Raw genomic sequence first — 22,718 nt, forward strand, 5'->3', positions numbered from 1 at the left:
CGCCGTGGTTCTCGCCGTGTCGCTGGGGGGGTGCGCGGCGCTGCTCGGAGGCGGCAGCAAGGCCGTCCCGACCTTCGATCTTTCGGCGCCGAGCGGCTTCACCGCCTCGCGCGCCGGGCGCGGCCAACTGGTGGTCGGCGGGCCGACGGCGCTCGCGGTGTTCGACACGGAGCGGATCGTCGTCGAGCCGGCGCCGGGACAGGTCGCCTATCTCTCCGACGCGCAATGGAGTGACCGTCTGCCGGCGTTGTTCCAGGCGCGGCTGCTCGAATCCTTCGAGAACGGAAACCGGGCGCGCTCGGTTGCCCGTGCCGGCGCGGGCGTCACCGCCGACTATTCGCTGATGACCGACATCCGTACCTTCGGCCTGCAGACCTATCAGGGCACCGAGGCGGTGGTCGAGGTGTCGGCCAAGGTCGTCGACGACCGCTCGGGGCGCATCCTCGCCGCCGAGGTCTTCCGCGCACGCGCCCCGGCTTCCGGGACCTCTGGCGCGGAGGCGACGCGGGCGCTGGACGAGGCCTCCGATCAGGTCTTCATCGCCATCGTGAAATGGGCCTCGGCGCGGTTCTGACGCGCCGAGCGTGAGGGCAGCGGGAGCTTCCCGGCCGCCTTTTCCGCAGACGGAAACGAAAAGGGGCCCCGCGAGGGGCCCTTCGTCGTTCTGGCGAGCCTTCTTCCGGTCAGTCGAACCGGCCGGCGGCGTGGGCGAGCAGCGTATAGACCTTGCCAGTGTCGGAGGTGACATAGGTCTTGGCCAGCGCCTGTCCGCGCTCGTCGCGGGAGACCTGCTCCAGAAGCCGCTCGAACTCGTTGATGTAACGGTCGACCGTCTCGCGGAACTCGGGATCGCGCCGGTATTTGCGCCGGATTTCCTCGAAGGTCTGCTGGCCCTGCATCGTGTAGAGCCGGCGCGTGAACACGTTGCGCTCGCCGCGCTTGTAGCGCTCCCACAGCTCGACCGCGGTCTCGTGGTCGATCATCCGCGCGATGTCCACCGAGAGCGAGTCGAGCGACTCGATGGTGTGCTGCACCGGACGCTCCTGCCCGCCGCCATTGCCACCGCGCTGGGCAGGGCGGGCGGGCGGCGCCTCGCCATTGTCGGAGGCACGGGCGAGCAGGTCGGAGAGCCAACCGCCGCCGCGCGCTTCGCCTTCCTGGCCGCCGCGCGGGGCAGGGCCCTGGAAGTCGCGCTCCGGCAGGCTGTCGCGGGGCGGCCGCGCGGGCGGCATGTCGGCCGAGGCCGGACGGTAGGACGGCTCGGGACGGCCATAGCCGCCGCCGGAGCGCGAGGTTTCCGCCTGCGAGGACGCGGCGCGGCCGCGCGGGGCGGATTCGACGAGGTCGTAGGTGCGGCCGTGGCGCGCCACGATCTCGTTGAGCTCCGCGAGGGCCTTGATCTGCTCCGCCACCGCGCGGCGCATGGTTGCGGCGCTCGCCTCTGTCTCGGAGGGCAGCTCCAGCACGCCGCGCTTGAGCTCCTGGCGCGTGGTGGAGAGCACCTGCTGAATCTCGGCGGCCGACGCCTTCATGTCGCGGGTGACTTCGGTGAAGCCCTTGCTGGCCTGTTCCATCAGCGCACCGACATCGCCGATCGCCTTCTGGTAGGTCGCATGCAGGGCGGCCGCAGTGCGCTCGCGCTCGGCCTCCGCGGTCGAGCGGATGCGCTCCTGCTGCTCGGCGAGAGCCTGCGTGGAGTGCTCCGTCGATTCGGCGACGAGGTGGGCGATGTCCTGCGCGCGCTGCTCGGCGTTCTGCAGCGTGTCCTGCAGCAGCGTCGTGAAGCTGCCGAGCCGGGTGTCCAGCTCGCCGGCCTTCTCGCTCAGCGCATTCGACAAGCTCATGACGTTGTCGCGGCGCTCGCTGAGCGTCGAGTCGATGCGCTCGTGCGTCGCGCTGAGCGCATCCGCCACGCCGGCGATGACCGAGGCCTGCTCGGTGAAGCGCTGGGTGAGCGAGGCGACGTCCTGCAGCACATTGGTCGAGACGCCTTGCAGCTCCGCGATCTGGCTCTCCATCCGCTCGGTCGACAGATGCGTCGCGTCCTCGACATTGGCGATGGTGCTGCGGAAGCGGTCCAGCCGCTCCGACATGGCGCCTTCGATGGTGGCGAGGTTGGCGGTGGCGTCGGTGAGCACCGATTGCAGCCGCTCGTTCATCTCGCCGAGATGCGCCAGCACGCCGGCGATCTCGCTCTTCAGCGCCTCGTTGGTGGTGGACAGCTCGGCGATGGTGGCGCGGCCGCTGGTCGACAGCGCGGCGACGACGCTGGCGCTCGAGCCTTCGAGCGCGCCGAGCAGTTCCTCGCCGACGCGGCCGATCTCGCCGGTCGCCTGCGCCGCCGTGTGGTTGATGGCGGAGACGAGGCCCCCGGTGCGGCGCTCCAGGTTGAAGAGCAGGTCGTCGCTGGCGCGGGCGAGCTCGCTCGCGGCATCGGTCGCGGTCTTCTGGAACACGTCGGCGACGCCGCTGGTGCGTTCCTGGATGGCGTTGAGCAGATTGTCGCTCATCTGCACGAAATGCTCGGCGCGTCCGCTGGTGGCGATCTCGAAGGACTCGATGACGCCGTTCGAGCGGGTCTCAAGCGTGTGCAGCAGCTCGTCGCTGGCGCGCATGATGTCGTCGAGCGTCGCCGAACGCGTCTGGTCGAGCGCCTGCAACAGGCTGGCGCGGTGCGTGTCGATGGCGGAGAGCATGTCGCCGCCGGCGCGGGTGATCTCCGAGGCGATCCCGACGCTGCGGTCGTTGAGCGCGGCGAGGAAGCCGTTGCTGCCCTGATCGACGAGTTTGGCCAGATCGGCCGTGCGTGCGTCGAAGGTGGCGGCGACTTCGCCGGCGGTCGTGGTCAGCGAGCGGTTCACGTTCTCGGTAAGCGCCGTCAGGCTGCGCTCGATCGCGCCGACCTCGCTCTTGAGCTGGCCGCTGAGCGAGCCGATGCGCTGTGTGAGGGCGTCGGCGACGCCGGCGCCGCGGACCTCGATGGAGGTCGCAACGCCTTCGAGGCGGCCGATCACCATCTCCTCGAAGCGGCCGACGCGCGCGTCGAGCGTGCCGGCAATCTCGAGGGCGCGGTTGCCGAGGGTGCGGTCGGCGTGTTCGATGCGCTCGCTCATCGCCTCGGTGACCGCCTTGGCGCGCTCGGAGAAGAAGCCGTCGAGCTGGCTCAGCGAGCGATCCATGGTGTCGGTCGCCTGCTTGGTGCCGTCGGTCAGGGCGCGGGCGAGTTCCAGCGTGCGATTGGCAAGCGTCTCGTTGAGGCTCTGCACGCGGCGATCGAGCGCCCCCTCGACATTGCCGAGGCGGGTGTCGAGCGTGGCGGTGATGTCATTGTGCTTGTTCGAGACACGCTCGTCGAAATTGCCGAGGCTGAGCTCGATGCTCGTCGTCACCGCCTCGACCCGATCGGAGATCTGCTTGGCGAGATCGGCGCCGTGCGTCTTCACCGTGGTGTCGAAGCTGCGCAGGCTCTCGGTGATCTGCTGGCCGAGCGCGACGGCGTCGACACTGAGGCGCTCGGCGAGCTCGAAGCCGCGCACCGAGATGGTCTCCTCGAACGCCTTCAGGCGGGCGCCGAGCATTTCCTTCACGGCTTCGCCCTTGGCGCCGATGGTGGTGGCGAGGGTCTCGGCGGTCTCGCGGAACTGATCGGTGACGCGGGTGCCGCGGGTGCCGATCATCTGGGCCACCTCGGCGCCGACCTGGGTGATCTGGTCGCTCATGTGGTCGCCCTTGGCGGCGAGATCGAGCGCCCAGCGGTCGGCGGCCTCGGCCAGGGCGTCGTTGATGCCCTCGCCGGCGCCGGCGAGCTGCTCGGTGACGCGCTGGCCGGTCTCCGCCAGGAGGCGCTCCAGCTCGACGCCTCGCACGGCGACGGTGTCGTAGATGCGGTTGCCGGTGTCGGCGATGCGGTCGGCGAGGTCGCCGCCGCGCACCGAGATGGTCTCGGCGACCCGGTTGCCGGTCTCCTCGAGCTTGCGCACCACGTCGCCGCCGCGCATCGAGAGGTCTAGCGCCAGCGCGTCGCCGGTCCCCTTCAGGGTCTGGTTCATCTCCGTCGCGCGGATCGCGATCTCGTCCGACAGGCGTGTGCCGGTCTCGACCAGCGCCTGGGTGATCTCGTCGGAGCGGGCGGTCAGCGTCTCGGTCAGGGTCAGGGTGGTGGCAGTGAGCTTGGCACCCATCTCGTCGGTGCGGCTGGTCACCACCTCGGAGAGCTCGTCAGCCGTGCGCAGGAGGCGCGTGCTGATCTCGTTGGTGCGGCTCGACAGCGTCTCGGCGAGCTGCTCGGTGACGCCGGAGAGCTGGCTGCTGATGCCCTCGGTCTGGCGGGTCAGGGTCGAGATCAGGTGCTCGCTGGCGCCGGTCAGGTTGCTGTTCACCTCGGTGCCGGTCATCTGCAGGCGATCGATGAGATCACCGCCCTTGTCGGTCAGCGCATCGATGATGGTGTCGCCGACGCGGCCGAGCGCGAGGGTGATGTGCTCGCCCTTCTCGGACAGCGTGTGGGTGACGCGCTCGGTGGCGTCCATGACCGTCGAGCTGATGCGCTCGCTGGCCCCTTCGACTTCCTGCGAGAAGTTGGCATGCGCGCCGACCAGCGCCTCGCGGATGCTGTCCGCATGGGTCAGGATGACGCCACGCTCGGACTGCAGGGCCTCGATGAGCGAGCGCATGCGGATCTCGTTCTCCTCATAGGCCCGCTCGAGCACGGAAACCTCGCTGCGCACGATGGCCTCGAGCTCGCTGGCGCGGGCAAAGGTGCGCTCGACGCCCTCGCCCATGGCAGCGACCTCGCGGCGAACCGCCTGGCCGATCGAGACCACAGCCTCGGTGGAGACGGTTTCCGGCTCGGCGAGGCGGATCGCGACCTGCGCCATGGAACGGGCGACGATCCGCATCTCCTGCGTGCGGGTCACCATGGCGGCGAGGACGAAGAAGAAGATCGGCGGCACGATGAGGCCGGCGGCGACGATCAGCAGGGCCGGGGACGCGATCAGCTCGTTCATCGGCAGGCCGCGCATCTGGAACTGGGTGGCGGCGATGAAGCCGCCGACCAGCAGCCAGGCGAGCGTGCCACCTGCGGCGATCAGATAGGGGGTGCGGGACGGACGGCGCTGCAGGGCGGCGAGCAATTGGCCGATTGTCTGGCGGTCGTCATTGGCGGCGCGGCGGCTCGGCGCGGCGGATGCGTTCGGGCGCTGGGGGGCGTGCGGCTGCGGGCCCTGCTCGGGGGCACGGGCGATCGGACCGAGCTGCGGGCCGACGCTGACCGGTTCCTCGCCGTGCAAGGGGGCGTTGCGGTCGGCCGACGGCACCGGGGCGGCGAAATCGCCCTCGTCGTCGCCGGCGGGCGAGCGGACCTCGATCCGTGGTGCCCGCGGTTCCTGGGCCGGAGGGAGATCGAAGCTGTCGCCCTGCGCGTCGTCCTTGGGCGCTGCGCCCAGGTCGAGCTTGAGCGCCTCCTGGATCGCCGACAGTGCGGCCTCGGTGGGATCCTGCTGAACTTTCTTCGGATTCGTCGCCATTCGCCGTAGCCTCCGGTCCGTACGCTACTCCGACCGGCTCACGCCGTCGGGCCGGGGTTGCCGCAGTTCATGTTAACCAAGAAACCGCCCAACTCATGTCGAAACGCCACCTGTTGGGATGGCGTCCACAACGGAAGACGCTATTCTCCGCGCGCACTTGTGAAGAATATCGGGTCCGCCGCATTTCTTATCCTAAGCCCATGCGGTTTCAAAATGGAACCGGCGTTTCGTAAACGTCTGCCGATATCGTTAACGAGCTGTTCACCATGTCTCGAAAGGGCACAGTTTCGCCGACGCCGGCCCAGAAGCGGTGGCTCGCGCGGGGCCTGACGCAGGCCGGCGGCAAGCTGCCGCTGTTCGACGAGGAGGGGCGCGAGGTTCCGAAGCGCACCATTGAGGCCTGTCTTGCGGCCGGCTGGGCCGAGCCATGGGCCCGTAATCCGATCAAGCCGGACTGGCTGGTGTGCCGCCTGACGCAGAGCGGGCGGGAGGCGATCGGGGGCCGCGAATGACCGACGGCATAGACGAACCAGCGATCGACGCGGGTCATCTCGACGAGGCGACCGACGGCGACGTCGCGCTGCAGCGTGAGGTGCTGGAGCTGTTCGCGAAACGGGCCGAGCGGCTGGAGATCGCCCTGGGCACTGCCACGGAGCGGGGCGCACGGCGCGTGGCGGCGCACGAATTGCGGGGAGCCTCGCTCGCCATCGGCGCCCGGCAGGTCGCCACCGCGGCGCAGAAGCTGGAAGAGGCTTGCCTCGCCGGTTCCGATCCGACGACCACGGCGATGTTCGTCGAGGCCCTGCTCGACGCCAGCCGGACGGCGCGCGCCGAGGCTGTCCGGATGATCGCCGCACGGCAAGGCGAGGCAACGTAGCCTCCTCGCTGGCATTCGCCGTCGAGCGCCGCTATCTAGGCTCCACCTTCAAACCTTTCTCAAAACCGGATTCGGAGCGCCATGCCTCGCATCACCTATATCGACTTCGCTGGCACCTCGCGGACGGTGGAGGCGCAGATCGGCTCAACGGTGATGGAGACGGCGATCCGCAACAATGTGCCCGGCATCGACGCCGAATGCGGCGGCGCCTGCGCCTGTGCCACCTGCCACGTCTATGTCGACGAGGCATGGCGGGCGAAGACCGGCGAACCCTCCTCCATGGAGGAGGACATGCTCGATTTCGCGTCCGACCTGAAGCCGAATTCGCGTCTATCCTGCCAGATCAAGGTGACCGCCGAGCTCGACGGGCTCGTCGTGCGCACGCCCGAGCATCAGGGCTGATCCCCGGCCATCGTGCTATCCTGCCTCGCGAGCGATGCGCGAGGCGCCATGTTCATCCAGTTCTTCGAGTCGCTGAAGGCCGCCGGGGTGCCCGTCACCCCGCGCGAATACCTCGTGCTAATGGAGGCGCTGGACCGTGACCTCGCCGGGCGTGACGTCGAGCAGTTCTATTTCCTCGCCCGCACCACTCTGGTGAAGGACGAGCGCCATCTCGACCGCTTCGACCGGGTGTTCGGTCAGGTCTTCCAAGGGCTCGATCCCGGCGGCGGCGCGGCGGCATCCGATACGGTCGCGATCCCGGGAGAATGGCTGCGCCGGATGACCGAGCGCTTCCTCACCGAAGAGGAACGACGGCAGATCGAGGCGCTGGGCTGGGACGCGCTGATGGAGACGCTGCAAAAGCGGCTCGCCGAACAGGAGGGTCGGCATGAGGGTGGCTCGAAATGGATCGGCACCGGCGGCACCTCGCCCTTCGGCGCCTATGGCTACAACCCGGAAGGCGTGCGCATCGGGCAGGAGAGCAACCGCAACAACCGCGCCGTGAAGGTCTGGGACAAGCGCGAGTTCCGCGATCTCGACGACCGCATCGAGCTCGGCACGCGCAACATCAAGGTGGCCCTCCGGCGGTTGCGCCAGTTCGCCCGCATCGGTGCCGCCGAGGAACTCGATCTCGACGGGACGGTACGTGCCACCGCCACCAGCGGCTTCCTTAACGTGAAGCTGCGCCCCGAGCGGCGCAACGCGGTGAAGGTGCTGCTGTTCCTCGATGTCGGGGGCTCGATGGACTGGCATATCCGGCAATGCGAGGAGTTATTCTCCGCCGCCCGCACCGAGTTCAAGCACCTCGAGCATTTCTATTTCCACAACTGCCTCTATGAGCGGGTGTGGAACGACAACCGGCGGCGCTGGCAGGAATGGACGCCGACCTGGGACGTGCTGCACAAATTCCCGCACGACTGGAAGGTGATCTTCGTCGGCGACGCGGCGATGAGCCCCTATGAGATCGCCATACCCGGCGGTTCGGTCGAGCACATGAACGAGGAGCCGGGACAGGTTTGGCTGCAGCGCGTCACCACGGTCTATCCGCACGCCGTGTGGCTGAACCCGCTGCCGCGTGGCGAATGGGGTGAAACCCCGTCCGTCGAGATGGTGCGGAGGCTGTTCGGCGGGCGCATGTTCCCGCTGACGCTGGAGGGGCTCGACGCGGCGATGCGCGAGCTGCTGCGTTAGAGCATGTTCCGCGAAAGTTGAGGGACTTTCGCGATGAGAACATGCTCCAACTTATTGAAAGAGAGCACTTTCCTGTCGATCAGGTGATTCCACCTGATCGGAAAGGGCTCTACCCCTCGGCCTCTTTCTTGTCGCCGCGCGTGACGAGGCCGGAGGCGACGTCGCCGATCGCCGGAGCCGGCAGCGCCGCGAAGGGCAGGGGGCGCGTCACTTCGATGGCGGCAAGGCCGAGCCGGGCCGTGAGCAGGCCGTTCACCACGCCCTCGCCGAGCTTGGCGGAGAGCTTCGCCGCAATGCCCTGCCCGACGAGCTGCTGAATGATGGTGTCGCCCGCCGCCATGCCGCCGGTGACCGCCAGATGCGCGACCACCTGCCGGAACAGGCGGAACATGCCGAGCGCGCCGGGCCGTCCGCCATAGAGAAGCGCGAGACGCCGCACGAGGCCGACGGCGGTGACCAGCACGAAGATCAGGTCGACCGCCGCCCGGGGGCTTACCGCCGTCACCACCGAGACGCGTTTCGCCGCCGTGGAGACGAGCCGTGTCGCCTCGGCGTCCAGCGGCGCCATGAGGTGCCGCTCGGCGAGACGTACGAGATCGGCGCCGTCGATGATGGCGTCGAGATGCGAGGAAAGGTCGGCGCGGGCGCGCGCAAGGCGCGGCATGGTGCCGGAGATGGTCAGGAGTTCACGCACCACTCGCTCGGCGCCGGCACGGTCGTCCTTGGCGATGGCGAGAGCGGCGTCCTCGCGCAGCTTGTTCAGCGTGTTGAGGCGCATGAGGCCGAACAGCTCGCGGCCGAGGATGGCCAGCGCCGCGACGGCGAAGGCGGCGGCGAAGCCGAGCGCGGTCCAGCCGAGCCAGTCGGCGCGCGCGAACAGGTCCTCGACCAGCTTCGATACCGAGAGACCGATGCCGAGGCTGACGAGACCACCGAGCCCGGTCCAGAACAGCGCCCCCCAGCGCGAGGTTTTGGGAGGCGGGGCGGGCAGGACGATCGCGTCCGGCCCCTCGGCCGCCTGCGGCGTCGGGATGACGACCACGGCGCCGCGCGGCGCGCTCACACCCTCCTCGGCCAGAACGACGTCCGGGTCATCGAGCCGGAAAGCCTGCGGGCGGCGCTGGTTTCGTTCGCTCATGGTCACCTCAGCCGGTCGCCGAGCAGGAACTGCAAGGCGCGGTCCAGCCGGATATGGGGCATGGCGAGCGGAATGCCATCGGCGTTGCGCTCCACCACCGGCGGGCGGAATCGCAGGAAGCGGAAGTCGCCGCCGTCGGCATTGGAGAGGCCCTTGAAGCCCTGTGCAGGGTCGAACAGCGCGGCCGGGTCCTCGGGCAAGTCGCCGGGGAAGACGGCGGCCTCGGCGAGGCCGTCGAAGTCGTCGGCGCCGTGCTGTCCGGCCTCCGGCACCCCGACGATGGCGGGGAGCACGGTGCGCCCGCGCTTGACGTTCGCCTCGCGGGTCGCGCGTACCGCCGCGAGCGCCACCACGTCGATCTCCGCACCGCTCGAGGAGACGCGGCCAAGCGCCCGTTCGACCAGGCGCCTCAGGATGACCTCCAGCCGGTCATGGCTGCTGTGGTGCAGGTGGTCGGCCTTGGTCGCGGCGAAAAGCACGCGGTCGATGCGATGGCGGAAAAGCGAGCCGAGCCACGTGTTTCGCCCGGTGCGGAAGGCGGCGAGGATGGCGTCCAGCGCGGCCTCGAGGTCCGCGAGCGCTTCCGGGCCGGCGTTCAGTGCGGTGAGAAGGTCGATCAGGACGATCTGTCTATCCAGACGCGCGAAATGATCGCGGAAGAAGGGCCGCACGACGCGCTCGCGATAGGCGTCGTAGCGCCGCTCCATCATGGCGTGCAGCGAGCCGGGCGAGGCTTCCTCGCCCTCCGAGAGATCGAGCGGGGCGAAGGTGAGGGCGGGTGAGCCCTCAAGGTCGCCCGGCATCAGGAAGCGGCCGGGCGGCAGCAGGCTCATCGACACCTGCTCGGCGCGGCAGGCGGCGAGATAGTCGGTGAACAACGCGGCCAGCCGGCGCGCCTCGGCCTCGTCGGCCGGGGCGGCGGCGTCGATCCCGGCGAGCGCGGCGAGGAAGGGCTCGGCCAGCGCCCGGCGGGCGGGGGCGCGGGCGAGGCGCAGGCTGTTGGCGGAGAACTCCGCGTAACTCTGCTCCAGCAGCGGCAGGTCGAGCAGCCACTCGCCGGGATAGTCGACGATGTCGAGCGTCAATGTGCGCTTGCCGCCGCGCGCCGGCGCATAGTCGATGACGAGGCGCAGCTCGCTGATGCGCCGCGTCGATTCCGGCCAGCGACGCTCCTCGATCAGCGTCTTCAGATGGCCCTCGTAGTCGAAGCGCGGCACCGCGTCGTCCGGCTGCGGCTCCAGCGCGGCGCGGGCGATGCGGCCTTCGTGCATCGCCTCGAAGACGGGCAGGCGCCCGCCGCGCATCAGCGCATGGACGAGAGCGGTGGTGAACACCGTCTTGCCGGAGCGCGACAGGCCGGTGATGCCGAGCCGCAATGTCGGGCCGGCGAGGTCCTCGGCCCGGTCGAGCAAGGTGAGGGCGGCAAGGCGCGCCTCCTCGACGAGGCTCTCATACCGTTCGTACCAGGAGGCCATGAACGCTCAGTCCTCCTCGCCGCCGAGCTGCTTCGGCGTGACGAAGCGTTCCAGCGTCCCGCTCTCGGGGGCGACGTCGGCCCATCGGGCCGCGGGCAGATCGATGACGGCGAGGCCGGCGGTCGGATATTTCACCGGCAGCCGCACGGCTTCTTCGGGTAGCAGGAGCTCCCTCGCGAACTCCTCCATGCCCGGATTGTGGCCGACCAGCATGAGCGAGCCGCCGTCCTCGCCGCGATGGCGGACGACGTCCAGCAACTCGCCTGGGGTGGCCTCGTAGATGCCTTCCTCGAAGCCGTGCCAGGGCTGACGGCGCCAGTCGTGGCTGGCGAGTTCCCAGGTCTCCGCCGTACGCCGGGCCGGCGAGACCAGGACGCGATCGGGAATCAGCCCCTCGTCGGCGATGTAGCCGCCCATCAGCGGCGCCGCCTTTAGGCCGCGTCTCGCGAGCGGGCGCTCGCGATCCGCCACGCCGGCGGGCCAGGCGGACTTGGCATGGCGGAGAAGGAGAAGGCGGAGCATTCCGGGACGACCTGCGGCGAACGATGGCACGTTAACATGGGAAGGCACGGTGCGAAGACAATCGCGTGTCTGCTCGCCGCTCACCTTGGGGCTTGGAGTTGCTGCGCTTTTCGCCGATGCTCGCGACGGGCGCAATGCCCGAGCCGATAGCGGACCCGCCGCCGATGACCGACCCGACCCGGACCTTCTATGCCGCGCAGCTCCCCGCCCGCGAGCCGCGCCGCAAACTGGCGCACGATATCGACTGCGACGTCTGCGTGATCGGCGGCGGTCTCGCCGGATTGTGGGTGGCGCGGGCGCTGGCGCGGCGCGGGCGCGAGGTGATCGTGCTGGAGCGTGGGCGGGTCGGCGGCGGCGCCTCCGGCCGCAATGCCGGCTTTGTCGGGCCGGGCTATGCTGAGCCGCTAGAAGGGCTGATCCGCCGGGTCGGCATCGGCCATGCCCGCGAATTGTGGGCGCTCTCCCGCGAGGGCGTCGAGATCGTGCATCGTGCCGTGCACGGGGGAGCGCTGCCGCACGTCAATCCGGTCGCCGGCCGGCTCCTCGTCCATCGCGTCGACGAGGAGCGGCTCGCCCAGCGGCAGGTCGAGCTGCTGCGCCGCCAGTTCGCTACGCCGGTCGAGCTGTGGGACACACGGCGGGTGCGCGACGTGCTGCATTCGCCGGAGTTCCATCAGGCGCTCTATTTTCCCGATGCCTTCCACCTCGATCCGCTGGCGCTGGTCCATGGCCTCGCCGACGAGCTGGAACGGCACGGCGTGCGTATCTTCGAGGATACCGAGGCGCTGAGCGCCGACCTCGCCGGCCTGCGCAAGAGCATGGCGGCCAGCGGCGGACGGGTGCGCGCGCACCACGTCGTTCTGGCCTCCGGCGTGCCGAGCGGGCGGGTATGGCCAGCGGTGGGGCGCGCGGTGATCCCGGTTTCGACCTTCGTCGGCGTGACCGAGCCGCTCGGCGAGAAGCTGGGGGCGGCGGTGCAGTTTCCCGGCTCGATCGCCGATTTCCGGCGCGCCGGGCACTATTTCCGCCGGATCGGCGACCGGCTCATGTGGGGCAGCGGCATCTCGACCCGCGTGGGCACGCCGGCGGGGCTGGAGCGGCGCCTCGCTCGCGAGATCGGCGCGACCTTCCCGGATCTCGCCGGCGCCAGGATCGAATATGCCTGGTCCGGCACCATGGCCTATGCCGCGCACCGCATGCCGCAGATCGGCCTGCTCCGTCCCGGCGTGTGGATCGCGGCGGCGTTCGGCGGGCATGGGCTGAACACCACCGCGCTCGCCGGCGAATTGGTGGCGAGCGGCCTCGTCGAGGGCGACCGGCGCTGGGAGCTGTTCGCCCCGTTCGGTCTCGTCAGCTTCGGCGGGCCGATCGGCCGGATCGGCGTCCAGGCGAGCTATTGGCATATGCAGATGAAGGATCGCATCCGCGAGACGCGTGCCCGCGAGGCCGGCCGCCGCGCGCCGCCGGCCGGCGGTGATCATCCGCACGACCCTCACCCGTCGCATACGACTGTCGCATCGTGACTTTTCGGCAACCAATGCCGCGTCAAACTGCTGTTATATGGATATCGGGCTGAGTGCTTGGGGAAGTTGGGATGATGCGGTCGGCGGTTGTGGGGGTTGCTCTGGCGGCAGGTGCGTTTTTCCTGCCGGGCGTTGCCGGGGCGGCCGATATGGGGAATACCGCAACCCCGCCGCAGACTCCCCCGCCGAGCCGCGAGTGGACGGTAACGCTCGGCGGCTATGTCATGGCGCAGCCCGAATTCGCGGGCTCCGAGGATTATGAGGCCGCCTTCCGGCCGATCATCAGCATCTCGCGCGCCGACCGGCTGAGCCGGTTCCGCAGCTTCAACGACAATGCCAGCATCGCGCTCTATGACACCGGCGTGTTCGAGGTGGGCATCGTCGGCAAGATCGACTGGAAGCGCGACGCGAGCGATTCCGACGCGCTGCGCGGCCTTAACGATGTCGACTACGCCTTCGAGGCGGGCGGCTATGCGCAGTGGTTCGTGATGGACTGGCTGCGGCTGCGCGGCGAACTGCGCTACGGTTTCGGCGGCTTCGACGGCGTGGTGGCGGACCTGACCGCCGACGCCGTCTATTTCAGCGATTTCTGGGGCGGCATGACTTTCTCCGCCGGCCCGCGCATGACGCTGGCGAGCTCCGGCTATGTCGATGCCTATTTCGGCATCACGCCGGAAGAATCGGCGAACGCGATCGCGCTCGGCAACTACCTGACGCCCTATGATGCGGATGGCGGCATCTATTCGGTCGGCGTCGGCGGCCAGATCACCAAGAATTTCGGCAACGGCTTCAACGCCTCGGTGTTCGCCGAATACAAATATCTGACGGGCGATGCGGCGGACAGCCCGCTGGTCGTGCAGAACGGCGACCGCAACCAATTCCAGGCCGGCGTCTCGCTCTCCTACACCTTCTTCCTCGGCTTCGAATAGGCCGCCCCGTTCCGCGCCTATAGGCGGCGGACTGACAGGTGCGTGCGTTCGTTTGCTGGAACGCATGTTCAGGTACGGGTTGAAGAAATCGCTCCAACCCCTTGAGCAACTTCAACGTCGCTCCGCGTTCGTTTTTCCGAACGCCGCCTTCAGCGTGCCTCGCGCCGTGCCATGAAGGCCAGCCGCTCGAGCAGATGCGCATCCTGCTCGTTCTTCACCAGCGCGCCGGCGAGCGGCGGGATCACCCGGCGCGGGTCGCGCTCGCGGAGCGTCTCGGGGGTGATGTCCTCATTGAGCAGCAGCTTCAGCCAGTCCAGCAGCTCCGAGGTCGAAGGCTTCTTCTTGAGCCCGGGGACCTCGCGTAGCTCGTAGAAGAGCCGCAGCGCTTCGGTCACCAGACGCTGTTTGATGCCGGGAAAATGAACCTCGACGATCGCCTGCATCGTCTGCGCGTCGGGGAAGCGGATGTAGTGGAAGAAGCAGCGGCGCAGGAAGGCGTCCGGCAGCTCCTTCTCGTTATTCGAGGTGACGAGGATCACCGGGCGCCGCGAAGCCCGCACCGTCTCGCCGGTCTCGTAGACGTGGAACTCCATGCGGTCGAGCTCCTGCAGCAGATCGTTGGGGAACTCGATGTCGGCCTTGTCGATCTCGTCGATCAGCAGCACCGGTCGGGCCGGCGCGGTGAAGGCTTCCCACAGCTTGCCGCGCTTGATGTAGTTGGCGATGTCGCTGACGCGCGGATCGCCGAGCTGGCCGTCGCGCAGGCGCGAGACGGCGTCATATTCGTAGAGGCCCTGCGCCGCGCGGGTGGTCGACTTCACGTGCCATTCGATCAGCGGAGCGCCGAGCGCCTTCGCCACTTCCGCGGCCAGCACGGTCTTGCCGGTCCCAGGCTCGCCCTTGATCAGCAGCGGGCGCTCCAACACGATCGCGGCATTGACGGCGGTCTTCAGGTCGTCGGTGGCGACGTAGCCGGCGGTTCCCTCGAAGCGCATGTCGGGTCCTTATCTGTACCAAAGCGAAGAGTAAGGCGGATCCCGCGGCGGCACCAAGCGGGAATGCAGCGGAGCCCATGCCCGATTCGGGCGCGCAACCTGCTGAAAAATCCGGCATTTCATGGCGTCCCGATGACATGATGCGGTGTTGTGCAGCCGATTTCGGGAGGCTATAAGCGTGCGCCCAAAGAGAGACGCCCCAAAAAGGGATTCTCCCAGGACGAGGACGTGAGGCGATGTCGGTTGAGATTGACGAGGAGTATCGCCCGCGCGAGGACGAACCCTTCATGAACGAGCGGCAGCGGGAGTATTTCCGTCAGAAGCTGCTCAACTGGAAGGACGACATCCTGCGCGAAGCGAAAGAGACGCTTCAGCATCTTCAGGACGAAAATCAGAACCATCCCGATCTGGCGGATCGGGCATCTTCCGAGACCGACCGGGCCATCGAGCTCCGGGCACGCGACCGCCAGCGCAAGCTGATCGCCAAGATCGACGCCGCGCTGGATCGGATCGAGGACGGGTCCTACGGCTATTGCGAGGAGACCGGCGAGCCGATCTCGCTGAAGCGCCTCGAGGCGCGGCCGATCGCGACGCTGTCGATCGAGGCGCAGGAGCGCCACGAGCGGCGCGAGCGCGTCTATCGCGACGACTAGGTCGCCGTCCTTACTGGATTGGTTTCGCCATGCGGCCGGGCTTTGCCCGGCCGCTTTCGTTTGGAGCGCGCTTCAGCGTGTCGGGGCGCGGCCGAGCAGGCTCGCCATCTGGCTTTCGAGGTCGTCCTTCGAATTGGGATCGCCCGGGCGCGCCGTCGTGGGCGGCTGGACCTCGGGCGCCGGCCGGGCGGCGGGAGGCGGGGCGACCGCCGGGGGCGGGGCCACGACCGGCGGCGCCGCGACGTGCGGCTCCTCGGGATGCGCGGCGTCGCGCTCGAACGGCCGCCGCAGGATCTCCTCGAGACGACCGGACATCGCCGCGAACTGCGGGTCGACCTTCACCGCGACGCGCGGCTCGGCCGTCGTCGGCAGGTCCTGCGGCGCCGGAGGCGGCTCGAAGGTGTAGGACGGCGCGACTGGTTGTGGCACGCTCGACGGTTCCGCGAGCGGGGCGGCAGCCAGCGGTGGGGGCGCGACCGGCGGGAGGGTGGCCGGAGTGGGCGGGCCCACCGGCGGCTCGGGGCGCTCGGCGACAGGGGCGGGAACTGCGACGGGAGCGGGACGCGGCTCGGGGCGCGGTTGGGGCGGCGGTACGGGCGTTGCCATCGGAGCGGTCTGGCGCGGGGCGACCGGCGCTTGCGGCGGCGCCACCGGACGCGGCGTCGGAGCCGGCTCGCGCTCGGGCCGCGGCGTGATCGTCTGGCGGGTGGCCACCAGCTCGCCGGCGGCGGGACGACCCGCGCCGATGCCGGATTCGACCAGCAGCTCGTTGGCGCCACCGAGAATCACCAGATGCTGGACGTCGTCGCGGCGGATGAGCACCAGCCGCCGCTTCTCGTCGAGTGTGATCTGGTCGAGCACGGCGAGCCGCCGCTCGGTGCTCGCGCCGCGTCCGCCGCCATTCGCGGACCGGCGGCCGAGCCATTTCACCAGCGCGATGACGGCGAACAGGGCGGCGAGGCCGAGGAGGACAGGGCCGAGCCATTCCAGGCTGTCGGCGAAACGGGACATGTCGGGCATCGGGTTCTCCCGCGCGGTAGCTTACAGAATACAAAGGGCAAATATCATACAGGGCTTTGCCGCCGTCGCCACATTTAGACGGCGTGAAGCATGTCGGGAACGCGACGCGGCAGCGGGGGAAACGGTGCCGACGACGCGAAACGCCCTTGCCCCCCGCCTGCGGCTCGGGCACCAAGATAGCGCAGAGGCCCGCTGCGAGAATCGAGCCGGCGGGCGGTGCTTCGAGGAGTGCAGGCTTCGCGCATGGGCGCTTCAGGCATAGAGATGGCGGAAACGAGACCCGACGAGCAGTCGCTCGACCGTGCCGAGAACAGCGGCAGCATCCGTCTCGTGCTGGTGGTGGCGCTCGCCCTCGTCGGCGCGGTGGTCTCGCTGCTGCTGCTCGGGCGCGACAATGCCGATCCTTGGATCATCGGCCTGCTCACCGTGTTGGCGGTGGTCGGCGTCTTCGCCCTGTTCGCCTTCGCCGCCGGGCTGCTGCGATTCGGGATTCCCGATGCGCGCGACGAGCTTGCGCGGCGCATCGTCGATACCGCGACCGAGGGGATGAGCATCGTCGATCCGCTCGGCCGGGTGCTCTACGCCAATCCGCGCTACCGCGAGATCACCGGCACCGATGCGCAGGAGGATGCCCGTCCGGTCGAGCGGCTCTTCACCAGCGATCCCGACGCCTCCGAGGCGGTCTACCGGCTGGCGCAGGGCGTGCGCGACGGCAAGGCGATGGTCGAGGAGGTGCGCGTCGCCGGCGCCCCCGGCGAGCCGGTGCGCTGGCTGCGCCTCGGGGCGCGCCCGTCGGGCTCTGGCGGACGGGCCAACCGCAGCGTGATCTGGACGGTGAGCGACCTGACGCGCGAGCGCGAGCGGCAGGAGAACGCCTTCCTCGAACTGCAGCACGCCATCGACTATCTCGACCATGCTCCGGCCGGCTTCTTCTCGGTCGGAACCGGCGGGGCGATCCACTACATCAACGCGACCCTGGTGGACTGGCTCGGCTATGACCTCGCCGAGTTCGGTCCCGGTGGGCTGACCGTCGCGGATCTGGTGCCTGGTCCGGCGGCGGCGCTGCTCACCAGCCTGGCGCCGACGCCCGGCAGCGTGCGCACCGAGGTGCTCGACCTCGACCTCAGGCGCAAGAACGGGCAGACGCTGCCGGTGCGCATCTGGCACCGCGTCGCCTTCGCCTCCGACGGCACTCCCGGTGCCTCCCGTACCCTCGTCGTCAACCGCTCGCGCGACGACAATGCCGCCGATCCGCTGCGCGCGGCCGAGGTGCGCTTCGCGCGCTTCTTCCACAATTCGCCGATCGCCATCGCCACCATCGACCGCACCGGCCGGGTGGCGCAGGCCAACGCCATGTTCGCCCGCCTGTTCGGCGGCGGGGAGGCCGAGGAAGGTCGCCGCATGGCCGAGCTGGTGGCCGAGGCCTCGCGCACGGCGCTCGGCGCGGCACTCGCGCAGGCTCTCGAGGGTAAGGCGCCGGGCAGTCCGGTTGATGTCGTGCTCGCCGGGGAGGGCGCGCGCTCGGCTCGGCTCTTCGCGGCGCCGGTCGAGGACGGCGAGGGCGGCGATGCGGTGATCGTCTATGCCATCGAGACCACTGAGCAGCGCGCGCTGGAGGCGCAGTTCGCGCAGTCGCAGAAGATGCAGGCAGTTGGGCAGCTCGCCGGCGGCGTGGCGCACGACTTCAACAACGTGCTGACCGCGATCATCGGCTATTCCGACCTCCTGCTCGCCAATGCGCGACCGACCGATCCGTCCTTCCAGGACGTGATGCAGATCAAGCAGAACGCCAACCGGGCGGCTGGACTGGTGCGCCAGCTTCTCGCCTTCTCGCGCCGCCAGACCCTGCGCCCGCAGGTGCTGAAGCTCGGCGACGTGATGAGCGACCTCTCCATGCTGCTGCGTCGCCTCATCGGCGAGACGGTGAAGCTGGAGGTGAAGGAGGGGCGCGATCTCTGGCCGGTGAAGGCGGACCTCAACCAGCTCGAGCAGGTGGTGGTGAATCTGGCAGTGAACGCCCGCGACGCCATGCCGGACGGCGGCACGCTGACCATTCGCACCACCAATGTCACGAGCGCCGAGGCAGCGCGCTACGCCGATGCCGGCCTGCCTCCAGCCGACCACGTGCTGATCGAGGTGGAAGATACCGGCACCGGCATCCCGGCGGAGATCATCGACAAGATCTTCGAGCCGTTCTTCTCAACCAAGGAGGTCGGCAAGGGCACCGGCCTCGGGCTTTCCACGGTCTATGGCATAGTCAAGCAGACCGGCGGCACGCTGCAGGTGGCGAGCGAGCCGGGTTCGGGCGCCACCTTCCGCGTGTTCCTTCCGCGCTATGTGCCCGATGTGCAGGAAGCGCCGGCCAAGGCTGCCGAGGCGCCGGCCAAGACCACCGATCTCACCGGGCGCGGCACGCTGCTCCTCGTCGAGGACGAGGAGGCGGTGCGGGCCTTCGCCGCCCGCGCGCTCGCCTCACGCGGCTATCAGGTGCTGGAGGCGGGTTCCGGCATCGAGGCGCTGGAGGTGATGGTCGAGCACGGTTCCGAGGTCGAGCTCGTGCTCTCGGACGTCGTCATGCCGGAGATGGACGGTCCGACGCTGCTCAAGGAGCTGCGCGCCGCCAATCCGGACATCAAGGTCATCTTCATGTCCGGCTATGCCGAGGAAGCCTTCGCCAAGAACCTGCCGGAGGGTGCCGCCTTCGGCTTCCTGCCGAAGCCGTTCACGCTCAAGCAACTGGTCGAGACGGTAAAGAGGACGCTCGGGCGCGACGGCTAGAGCATTTTCCGCGAAAGTTATCGACTTTCGCGATCGGAAAATGCTCCAGCCTGTTGAATCGAGAGCACTTTCTAATCGATCAGGTGATTCCACCTGATCGGAAAGGGCTTGAGGCGACTTTCGTTCATTGCGGGGCTCATCCGGGCGACACAAAGGTGCTCTACTCGGCAGCTTCGGGCGGGGAGTTGCGCCATGTCCGCTTGACGGCGATACGGCGTCCGATAGCGGGCGCTGTCTTCTGCCGTTTTGGCGGATAGGGTGGTGTGGAACGTTGTATGCATCGCGTCGAACATGACAGTGCGGAGGGTGGCATGAGCAAGGCGGTCGACGCGGCTTTCGCGGCGCTTTCCATCGACCACCAGCTTCGCGCGGCGGATAGCCTCGTCAGTCTCTTCGCCGAAGAACCCAAACGCTTCGCGCAGTTTTCGGCGCGGCTGGACGACCTTCTGCTCGACTATTCGAAGACCGCGCTCACCCCCCGGACGCGCGAGCTCCTGATCGAACTGGCGCGCGCGGCGAAGCTCGAGGAGAAGCGCGACGCGATGTTCGCAGGCGCGCGGATCAACGTCACCGAGAACCGCGCCGTGCTGCACACGGCCCTGCGCCGCCGTTCCGGGCGGCCGCTCAAGGTCGACGGGCAGGACGTGACGGGCGACGTCGTCGGCGTGCTCAAGGCCATGGGCGCCTTCGCCCAGGGGCTGCGTTCCGGCGCGATCCAGACCGCCGGCGGCGGCACCTTCACCGATGTCGTGAATATCGGCATCGGCGGCTCGGATCTCGGTCCCGCCATGGCGACGCTGGCGCTCGCACCCTATCACGACGGCCCGCGCCTGCATTTCGTCTCCAATGTCGACGGCGCGCATCTCTACGACACGCTGAAGCCCCTCGATCCGGCGACGACGTTGTTCATCGTCGCCTCCAAGACCTTCACCACGCAGGAGACCATGGCGAACGCCGCCTCGGCGCGGCGCTGGCTGGTGGAGGCGATCGGCGAGGCGGCGGTGGGGACGCATTTCGCGGCGGTGTCCACCGCGCTCGACAAGGTCGCCGCCTTCGGCATCGCACCCGACCGCGTGTTCGGCTTCTGGGACTGGGTCGGCGGGCGCTATTCGATCTGGTCGGCAATTGGGCTGCCGCTGATGATCGCCATCGGCTCCGAACGCTTCGGGCAGTTCCTCGACGGCGCGCAGGCGATGGACACGCATTTCCGCACCGCGCCGCTCGCCGCCAACCTGCCGGTGCTGCTCGGCCTGATCGGCATCTGGCACCGCGATGTCTGCGGCTATGCGACCCGCGCCGTCATCCCCTACGACCAGCATCTCGCCCGGCTGCCGGCCTATCTCCAGCAGCTCGACATGGAGAGCAACGGCAAGCAGGTGACACGCGAAGGCCAGCCGGTCACGCGCGATACCGGGCCGGTGGTGTGGGGCGAGCCAGGTACCAACGGCCAGCACGCCTTTTTCCAACTGCTCCACCAGGGCACCAGCGTGGTGCCGGTCGAGTTCATAATCGCCGCGCGCGGCCACGAGCCCGGCGCCTATGATCGCCAGCACGCGATGCTGGTGGCGAACTGCCTCGCCCAGTCCGAGGCGCTGATGCGCGGGCGTACGCTGGCGGAGGCCCGCACCCAGCTCCTCGCCAAGGGTGTGGCGCCGGCCGAGGCCGACCGCATCGCCCCGCACCGCGTCTTCCCGGGCAACCGGCCGTCGGTCACCATCGCCTATGGCGTGCTCGACCCCTATGCGCTCGGCCGCCTCATCGCGCTGTACGAGCACCGGGTGTTCGTAGAGGGGGCAATCTGGGACATCAACAGCTTCGACCAGTGGGGTGTCGAGCTTGGCAAGGAGCTGGCCGACACGCTGCTGCCGGCGGTGGAGAGCGGCTCTGCGCCGGCCTCGCTGAGTGGCTCGTCCGCCGGTCTCCTCTCCCACCTCAAGGGGCTCTCCACGTGACGCGCATGTTCATCCCCGAGGACGCCATGATCCGTACCGTCGCCACCGCCCCGTTTGACGGCCAGAAGCCAGGCACCTCGGGGCTTCGCAAGAAAGTCCCGGTCTTCCAGCAGCCGAACTATGTCGAGAACTTCGTGCAGTCGGTGTTCGACAGCCTCTCCGATTTCGAGGGCGAGACGCTGGTGGTCGGCGGCGACGGGCGCTTCTACAACCGCGAGGCGATCCAGAAGGTCATCAAGATGGCCGCAGCCGCCGGATTCGGCCGGGTGATGGTCGGTAAGGGCGGCATCCTCTCGACGCCGGCCGCCTCCTGCGTGATTCGGAAGCATGGCGCGTTCGGCGGCATCATCCTCTCGGCCAGTCACAATCCCGGCGGCCCGCACGGCGATTTCGGCATCAAATACAACATCGGCAATGGCGGTCCGGCGCCGGAGAAGATCACCGACGCGATCTTCGCGCGGACCAAGACGATCTCCGAGTACCGGATCGCCGATGTGCCGGATGTCGATCTCGATCGGCTCGGCATCACCCGTGTCGCCAACATGGTGGTCGACGTCATCGATCCGGTCGAGGACTATGCCGAGCTGATGGCCTCGCTGTTCGACTTCGAGGCGATCCGCGCCCTGTTCGCGGGCGGCTTCACGATGCGCTTCGACGCCATGAGCGCGGTGACGGGCCCCTACGCCAAGGCGATCATTGAGGGCACGCTCGGCGCGCCGGCAGGCACGGTGATCAATGCCGAACCGCTGCCCGATTTCGGCGGGCACCATCCTGACCCCAACCTGGTCCACGCCAAGGACCTGTTCAACCTGATGATGGGGTCGGAGGCGCCCGACCTCGGCGCCGCCTCGGACGGCGACGGCGACCGCAACCTCATCATCGGCCGCGGGCGCTTCGTGACGCCATCGGATTCGCTGGCGCTGATCGCGGCGAATGCGCATCTCGCGCCGGGCTACAAGGGTGGGATCGCCGGCATCGCCCGCTCCATGCCCACCAGCGGCGCCGCCGACCGTGTGGCCGACAAGCTCGGCATCAAGTGCTACGAGACGCCGACCGGCTGGAAGTTCTTCGGCAACCTGCTCGACGTCGGTCTCGCCACTATCTGCGGCGAGGAGAGCGCAGGCACCGGCTCGAACCACGTGCGCGAGAAGGACGGCCTTTGGGCGGTGCTGATGTGGCTCAATATCCTCGCCGCGCGGGGAGAGAGCGTCGACGCGATCGTTGTCGATTACTGGCGCGGCTATGGCCGAAATTACTACACGCGGCACGACTATGAGGAGATCGACGCGTCGGCAGCCGAGGGGCTGATCGCCGATCTACGCGCCCGGCTCGCGTCGCTGCCGGGCCAGAGCTTCGGCGGCCTTGCCGTCGAGCGCGCCGATGATTTCGCCTATGACGACCCGGTCGACGGCTCCATGACCACGAAGCAGGGGCTGCGCATCTTCTTCGAGGGTGGCTCGCGCATCGTCTACCGTCTCTCCGGCACCGGGACGGCGGGGGCGACCCTGCGCGTCTATATCGAGCGCTTCGAGGGCGATCCGGCGCGGCAGGACCAGGATCCGCAGGTGGCGCTTGCCGACCTCATCGCGATCTCGCGCAGCCTGCCGGATATCGCCGGTCGCACCGGGCGTACCGAACCCGACGTCATCACCTGACGCCGGCCTGTTCCACACCCATGAAAAAAGCCCCGGCGTCGAAC

17 protein-coding genes are annotated in these 22,718 nt (G+C 68.8%); 11 read left to right on the forward strand and 6 right to left on the reverse strand.

All coding sequences use genetic code 11. From position 1 onward, the window contains the following. The first annotated feature begins 4 nt into the window (after window positions 1-4). A complete protein-coding gene (locus U742_RS0100610) occupies window positions 5-574 on the forward strand; it encodes an ABC-type transport auxiliary lipoprotein family protein (RefSeq protein WP_248310221.1) in 570 nt (189 codons plus the stop codon). 109 nt (window positions 575-683) lie between these two features. Here U742_RS0100610 and U742_RS0100615 read toward each other — a convergent pair whose 3' ends face one another. Then, entirely contained in the window at window positions 684-5,525 is a 4,842-nt protein-coding gene (locus U742_RS0100615; RefSeq protein ID WP_029349002.1) for an apolipoprotein A-IV repeat region-like domain-containing protein, read from the reverse strand. Between the two features lie 266 nt (window positions 5,526-5,791). Between U742_RS0100615 and U742_RS0100620 the strand changes: the two genes are divergently transcribed. The 4 genes from U742_RS0100620 (at window position 5,792) to U742_RS0100635 (ending at window position 8,034) form a co-directional block, all read left to right on the forward strand. Next, window positions 5,792-6,037, forward strand: a complete 246-nt coding sequence (locus U742_RS0100620; RefSeq protein WP_029349003.1) for a hypothetical protein — start codon at window positions 5,792-5,794, stop codon at window positions 6,035-6,037. Further along, a complete protein-coding gene (locus U742_RS21800) occupies window positions 6,034-6,402 on the forward strand; it encodes an Hpt domain-containing protein (RefSeq protein ID WP_038360106.1) in 369 nt (122 codons plus the stop codon). Before U742_RS0100620 ends, U742_RS21800 begins: the two co-directional genes overlap by 4 nt. Before the next feature lie 81 nt (window positions 6,403-6,483). After that, window positions 6,484-6,804 (forward strand): 2Fe-2S iron-sulfur cluster-binding protein, encoded by a 321-nt coding sequence (locus U742_RS0100630; protein WP_029349009.1) that lies wholly within the window; start codon window positions 6,484-6,486, stop codon window positions 6,802-6,804. A gap of 48 nt (window positions 6,805-6,852) precedes the next feature. Beyond that, window positions 6,853-8,034: a vWA domain-containing protein gene (locus tag U742_RS0100635; RefSeq protein ID WP_029349010.1), complete on the forward strand. Its 1,182-nt coding sequence runs from the start codon at window positions 6,853-6,855 to the stop codon at window positions 8,032-8,034. A 109-nt stretch (window positions 8,035-8,143) separates the two neighbouring features. Here U742_RS0100635 and U742_RS0100640 read toward each other — a convergent pair whose 3' ends face one another. From U742_RS0100640 to U742_RS0100650, 3 genes are read right to left on the reverse strand one after another with little or no spacing between them, the layout of a single operon-like run. Next, complete coding sequence (locus U742_RS0100640) at window positions 8,144-9,172, reverse strand: YcjF family protein (protein WP_029349011.1); 1,029 nt, start codon at window positions 9,170-9,172, stop codon at window positions 8,144-8,146. Window positions 9,173-9,174: 2 nt separating this feature from the next. Continuing rightward, window positions 9,175-10,647 carry a YcjX family GTP-binding protein gene (locus U742_RS0100645; protein WP_029349012.1) on the reverse strand — a complete coding sequence of 491 codons (1,473 nt, stop codon included), beginning with the start codon at window positions 10,645-10,647 and terminating at the stop codon, window positions 9,175-9,177. Between the two features lie 6 nt (window positions 10,648-10,653). After that, window positions 10,654-11,169 (reverse strand): SixA phosphatase family protein, encoded by a 516-nt coding sequence (locus U742_RS0100650; protein ID WP_029349013.1) that lies wholly within the window; start codon window positions 11,167-11,169, stop codon window positions 10,654-10,656. Between the two features lie 164 nt (window positions 11,170-11,333). Between U742_RS0100650 and U742_RS0100655 the strand changes: the two genes are divergently transcribed. Together U742_RS0100655 and U742_RS0100660 are read left to right on the forward strand one after the other, a co-directional pair. After that, entirely contained in the window at window positions 11,334-12,692 is a 1,359-nt protein-coding gene (locus U742_RS0100655; protein ID WP_197028134.1) for an NAD(P)/FAD-dependent oxidoreductase, read from the forward strand. A gap of 149 nt (window positions 12,693-12,841) precedes the next feature. Then, on the forward strand, window positions 12,842-13,621 hold the full coding sequence (locus tag U742_RS0100660) for a MipA/OmpV family protein (RefSeq protein ID WP_248310222.1): 780 nt from the start codon (window positions 12,842-12,844) through the stop codon (window positions 13,619-13,621). A 149-nt stretch (window positions 13,622-13,770) separates the two neighbouring features. Here U742_RS0100660 and U742_RS0100665 read toward each other — a convergent pair whose 3' ends face one another. Then, a complete protein-coding gene (locus tag U742_RS0100665; protein WP_029349018.1) occupies window positions 13,771-14,616 on the reverse strand; it encodes an AAA family ATPase in 846 nt (281 codons plus the stop codon). Between the two features lie 236 nt (window positions 14,617-14,852). Here U742_RS0100665 and dksA point away from each other — a divergent pair, with 236 nt between their 5' ends. Continuing rightward, a complete protein-coding gene (gene dksA, locus U742_RS0100670; RefSeq protein ID WP_029349020.1) occupies window positions 14,853-15,269 on the forward strand; it encodes an RNA polymerase-binding protein DksA in 417 nt (138 codons plus the stop codon). A gap of 72 nt (window positions 15,270-15,341) precedes the next feature. Here the strand turns inward: dksA and U742_RS0100675 are convergent, their stop codons facing one another. Further along, complete coding sequence (locus U742_RS0100675) at window positions 15,342-16,289, reverse strand: flagellar biosynthetic protein FliO (RefSeq protein WP_029349022.1); 948 nt, start codon at window positions 16,287-16,289, stop codon at window positions 15,342-15,344. A gap of 264 nt (window positions 16,290-16,553) precedes the next feature. On the opposite strand from U742_RS0100675, the gene U742_RS0100680 reads away from it, so the two are divergent. From U742_RS0100680 to U742_RS0100690, 3 genes are all read left to right on the forward strand, one after another. Continuing rightward, the gene (locus U742_RS0100680; protein ID WP_029349024.1) at window positions 16,554-19,067 is read left to right on the forward strand and encodes a cell cycle histidine kinase CckA; all 2,514 of its coding nucleotides are present in this window, start codon (window positions 16,554-16,556) and stop codon (window positions 19,065-19,067) included. A gap of 311 nt (window positions 19,068-19,378) precedes the next feature. Next, the gene (pgi, locus tag U742_RS0100685) at window positions 19,379-21,019 is read left to right on the forward strand and encodes a glucose-6-phosphate isomerase (RefSeq protein WP_038360111.1); all 1,641 of its coding nucleotides are present in this window, start codon (window positions 19,379-19,381) and stop codon (window positions 21,017-21,019) included. Between the two features lie 26 nt (window positions 21,020-21,045). Then, complete coding sequence (locus tag U742_RS0100690) at window positions 21,046-22,674, forward strand: alpha-D-glucose phosphate-specific phosphoglucomutase (protein WP_029349028.1); 1,629 nt, start codon at window positions 21,046-21,048, stop codon at window positions 22,672-22,674. Window positions 22,675-22,718: the final 44 nt, after the last annotated feature.

The sequence above is a fragment of the Allobosea sp. 117 genome (genome assembly GCF_000702305.1).
Classification (GTDB): domain Bacteria; phylum Pseudomonadota; class Alphaproteobacteria; order Rhizobiales; family Xanthobacteraceae; genus Ancylobacter.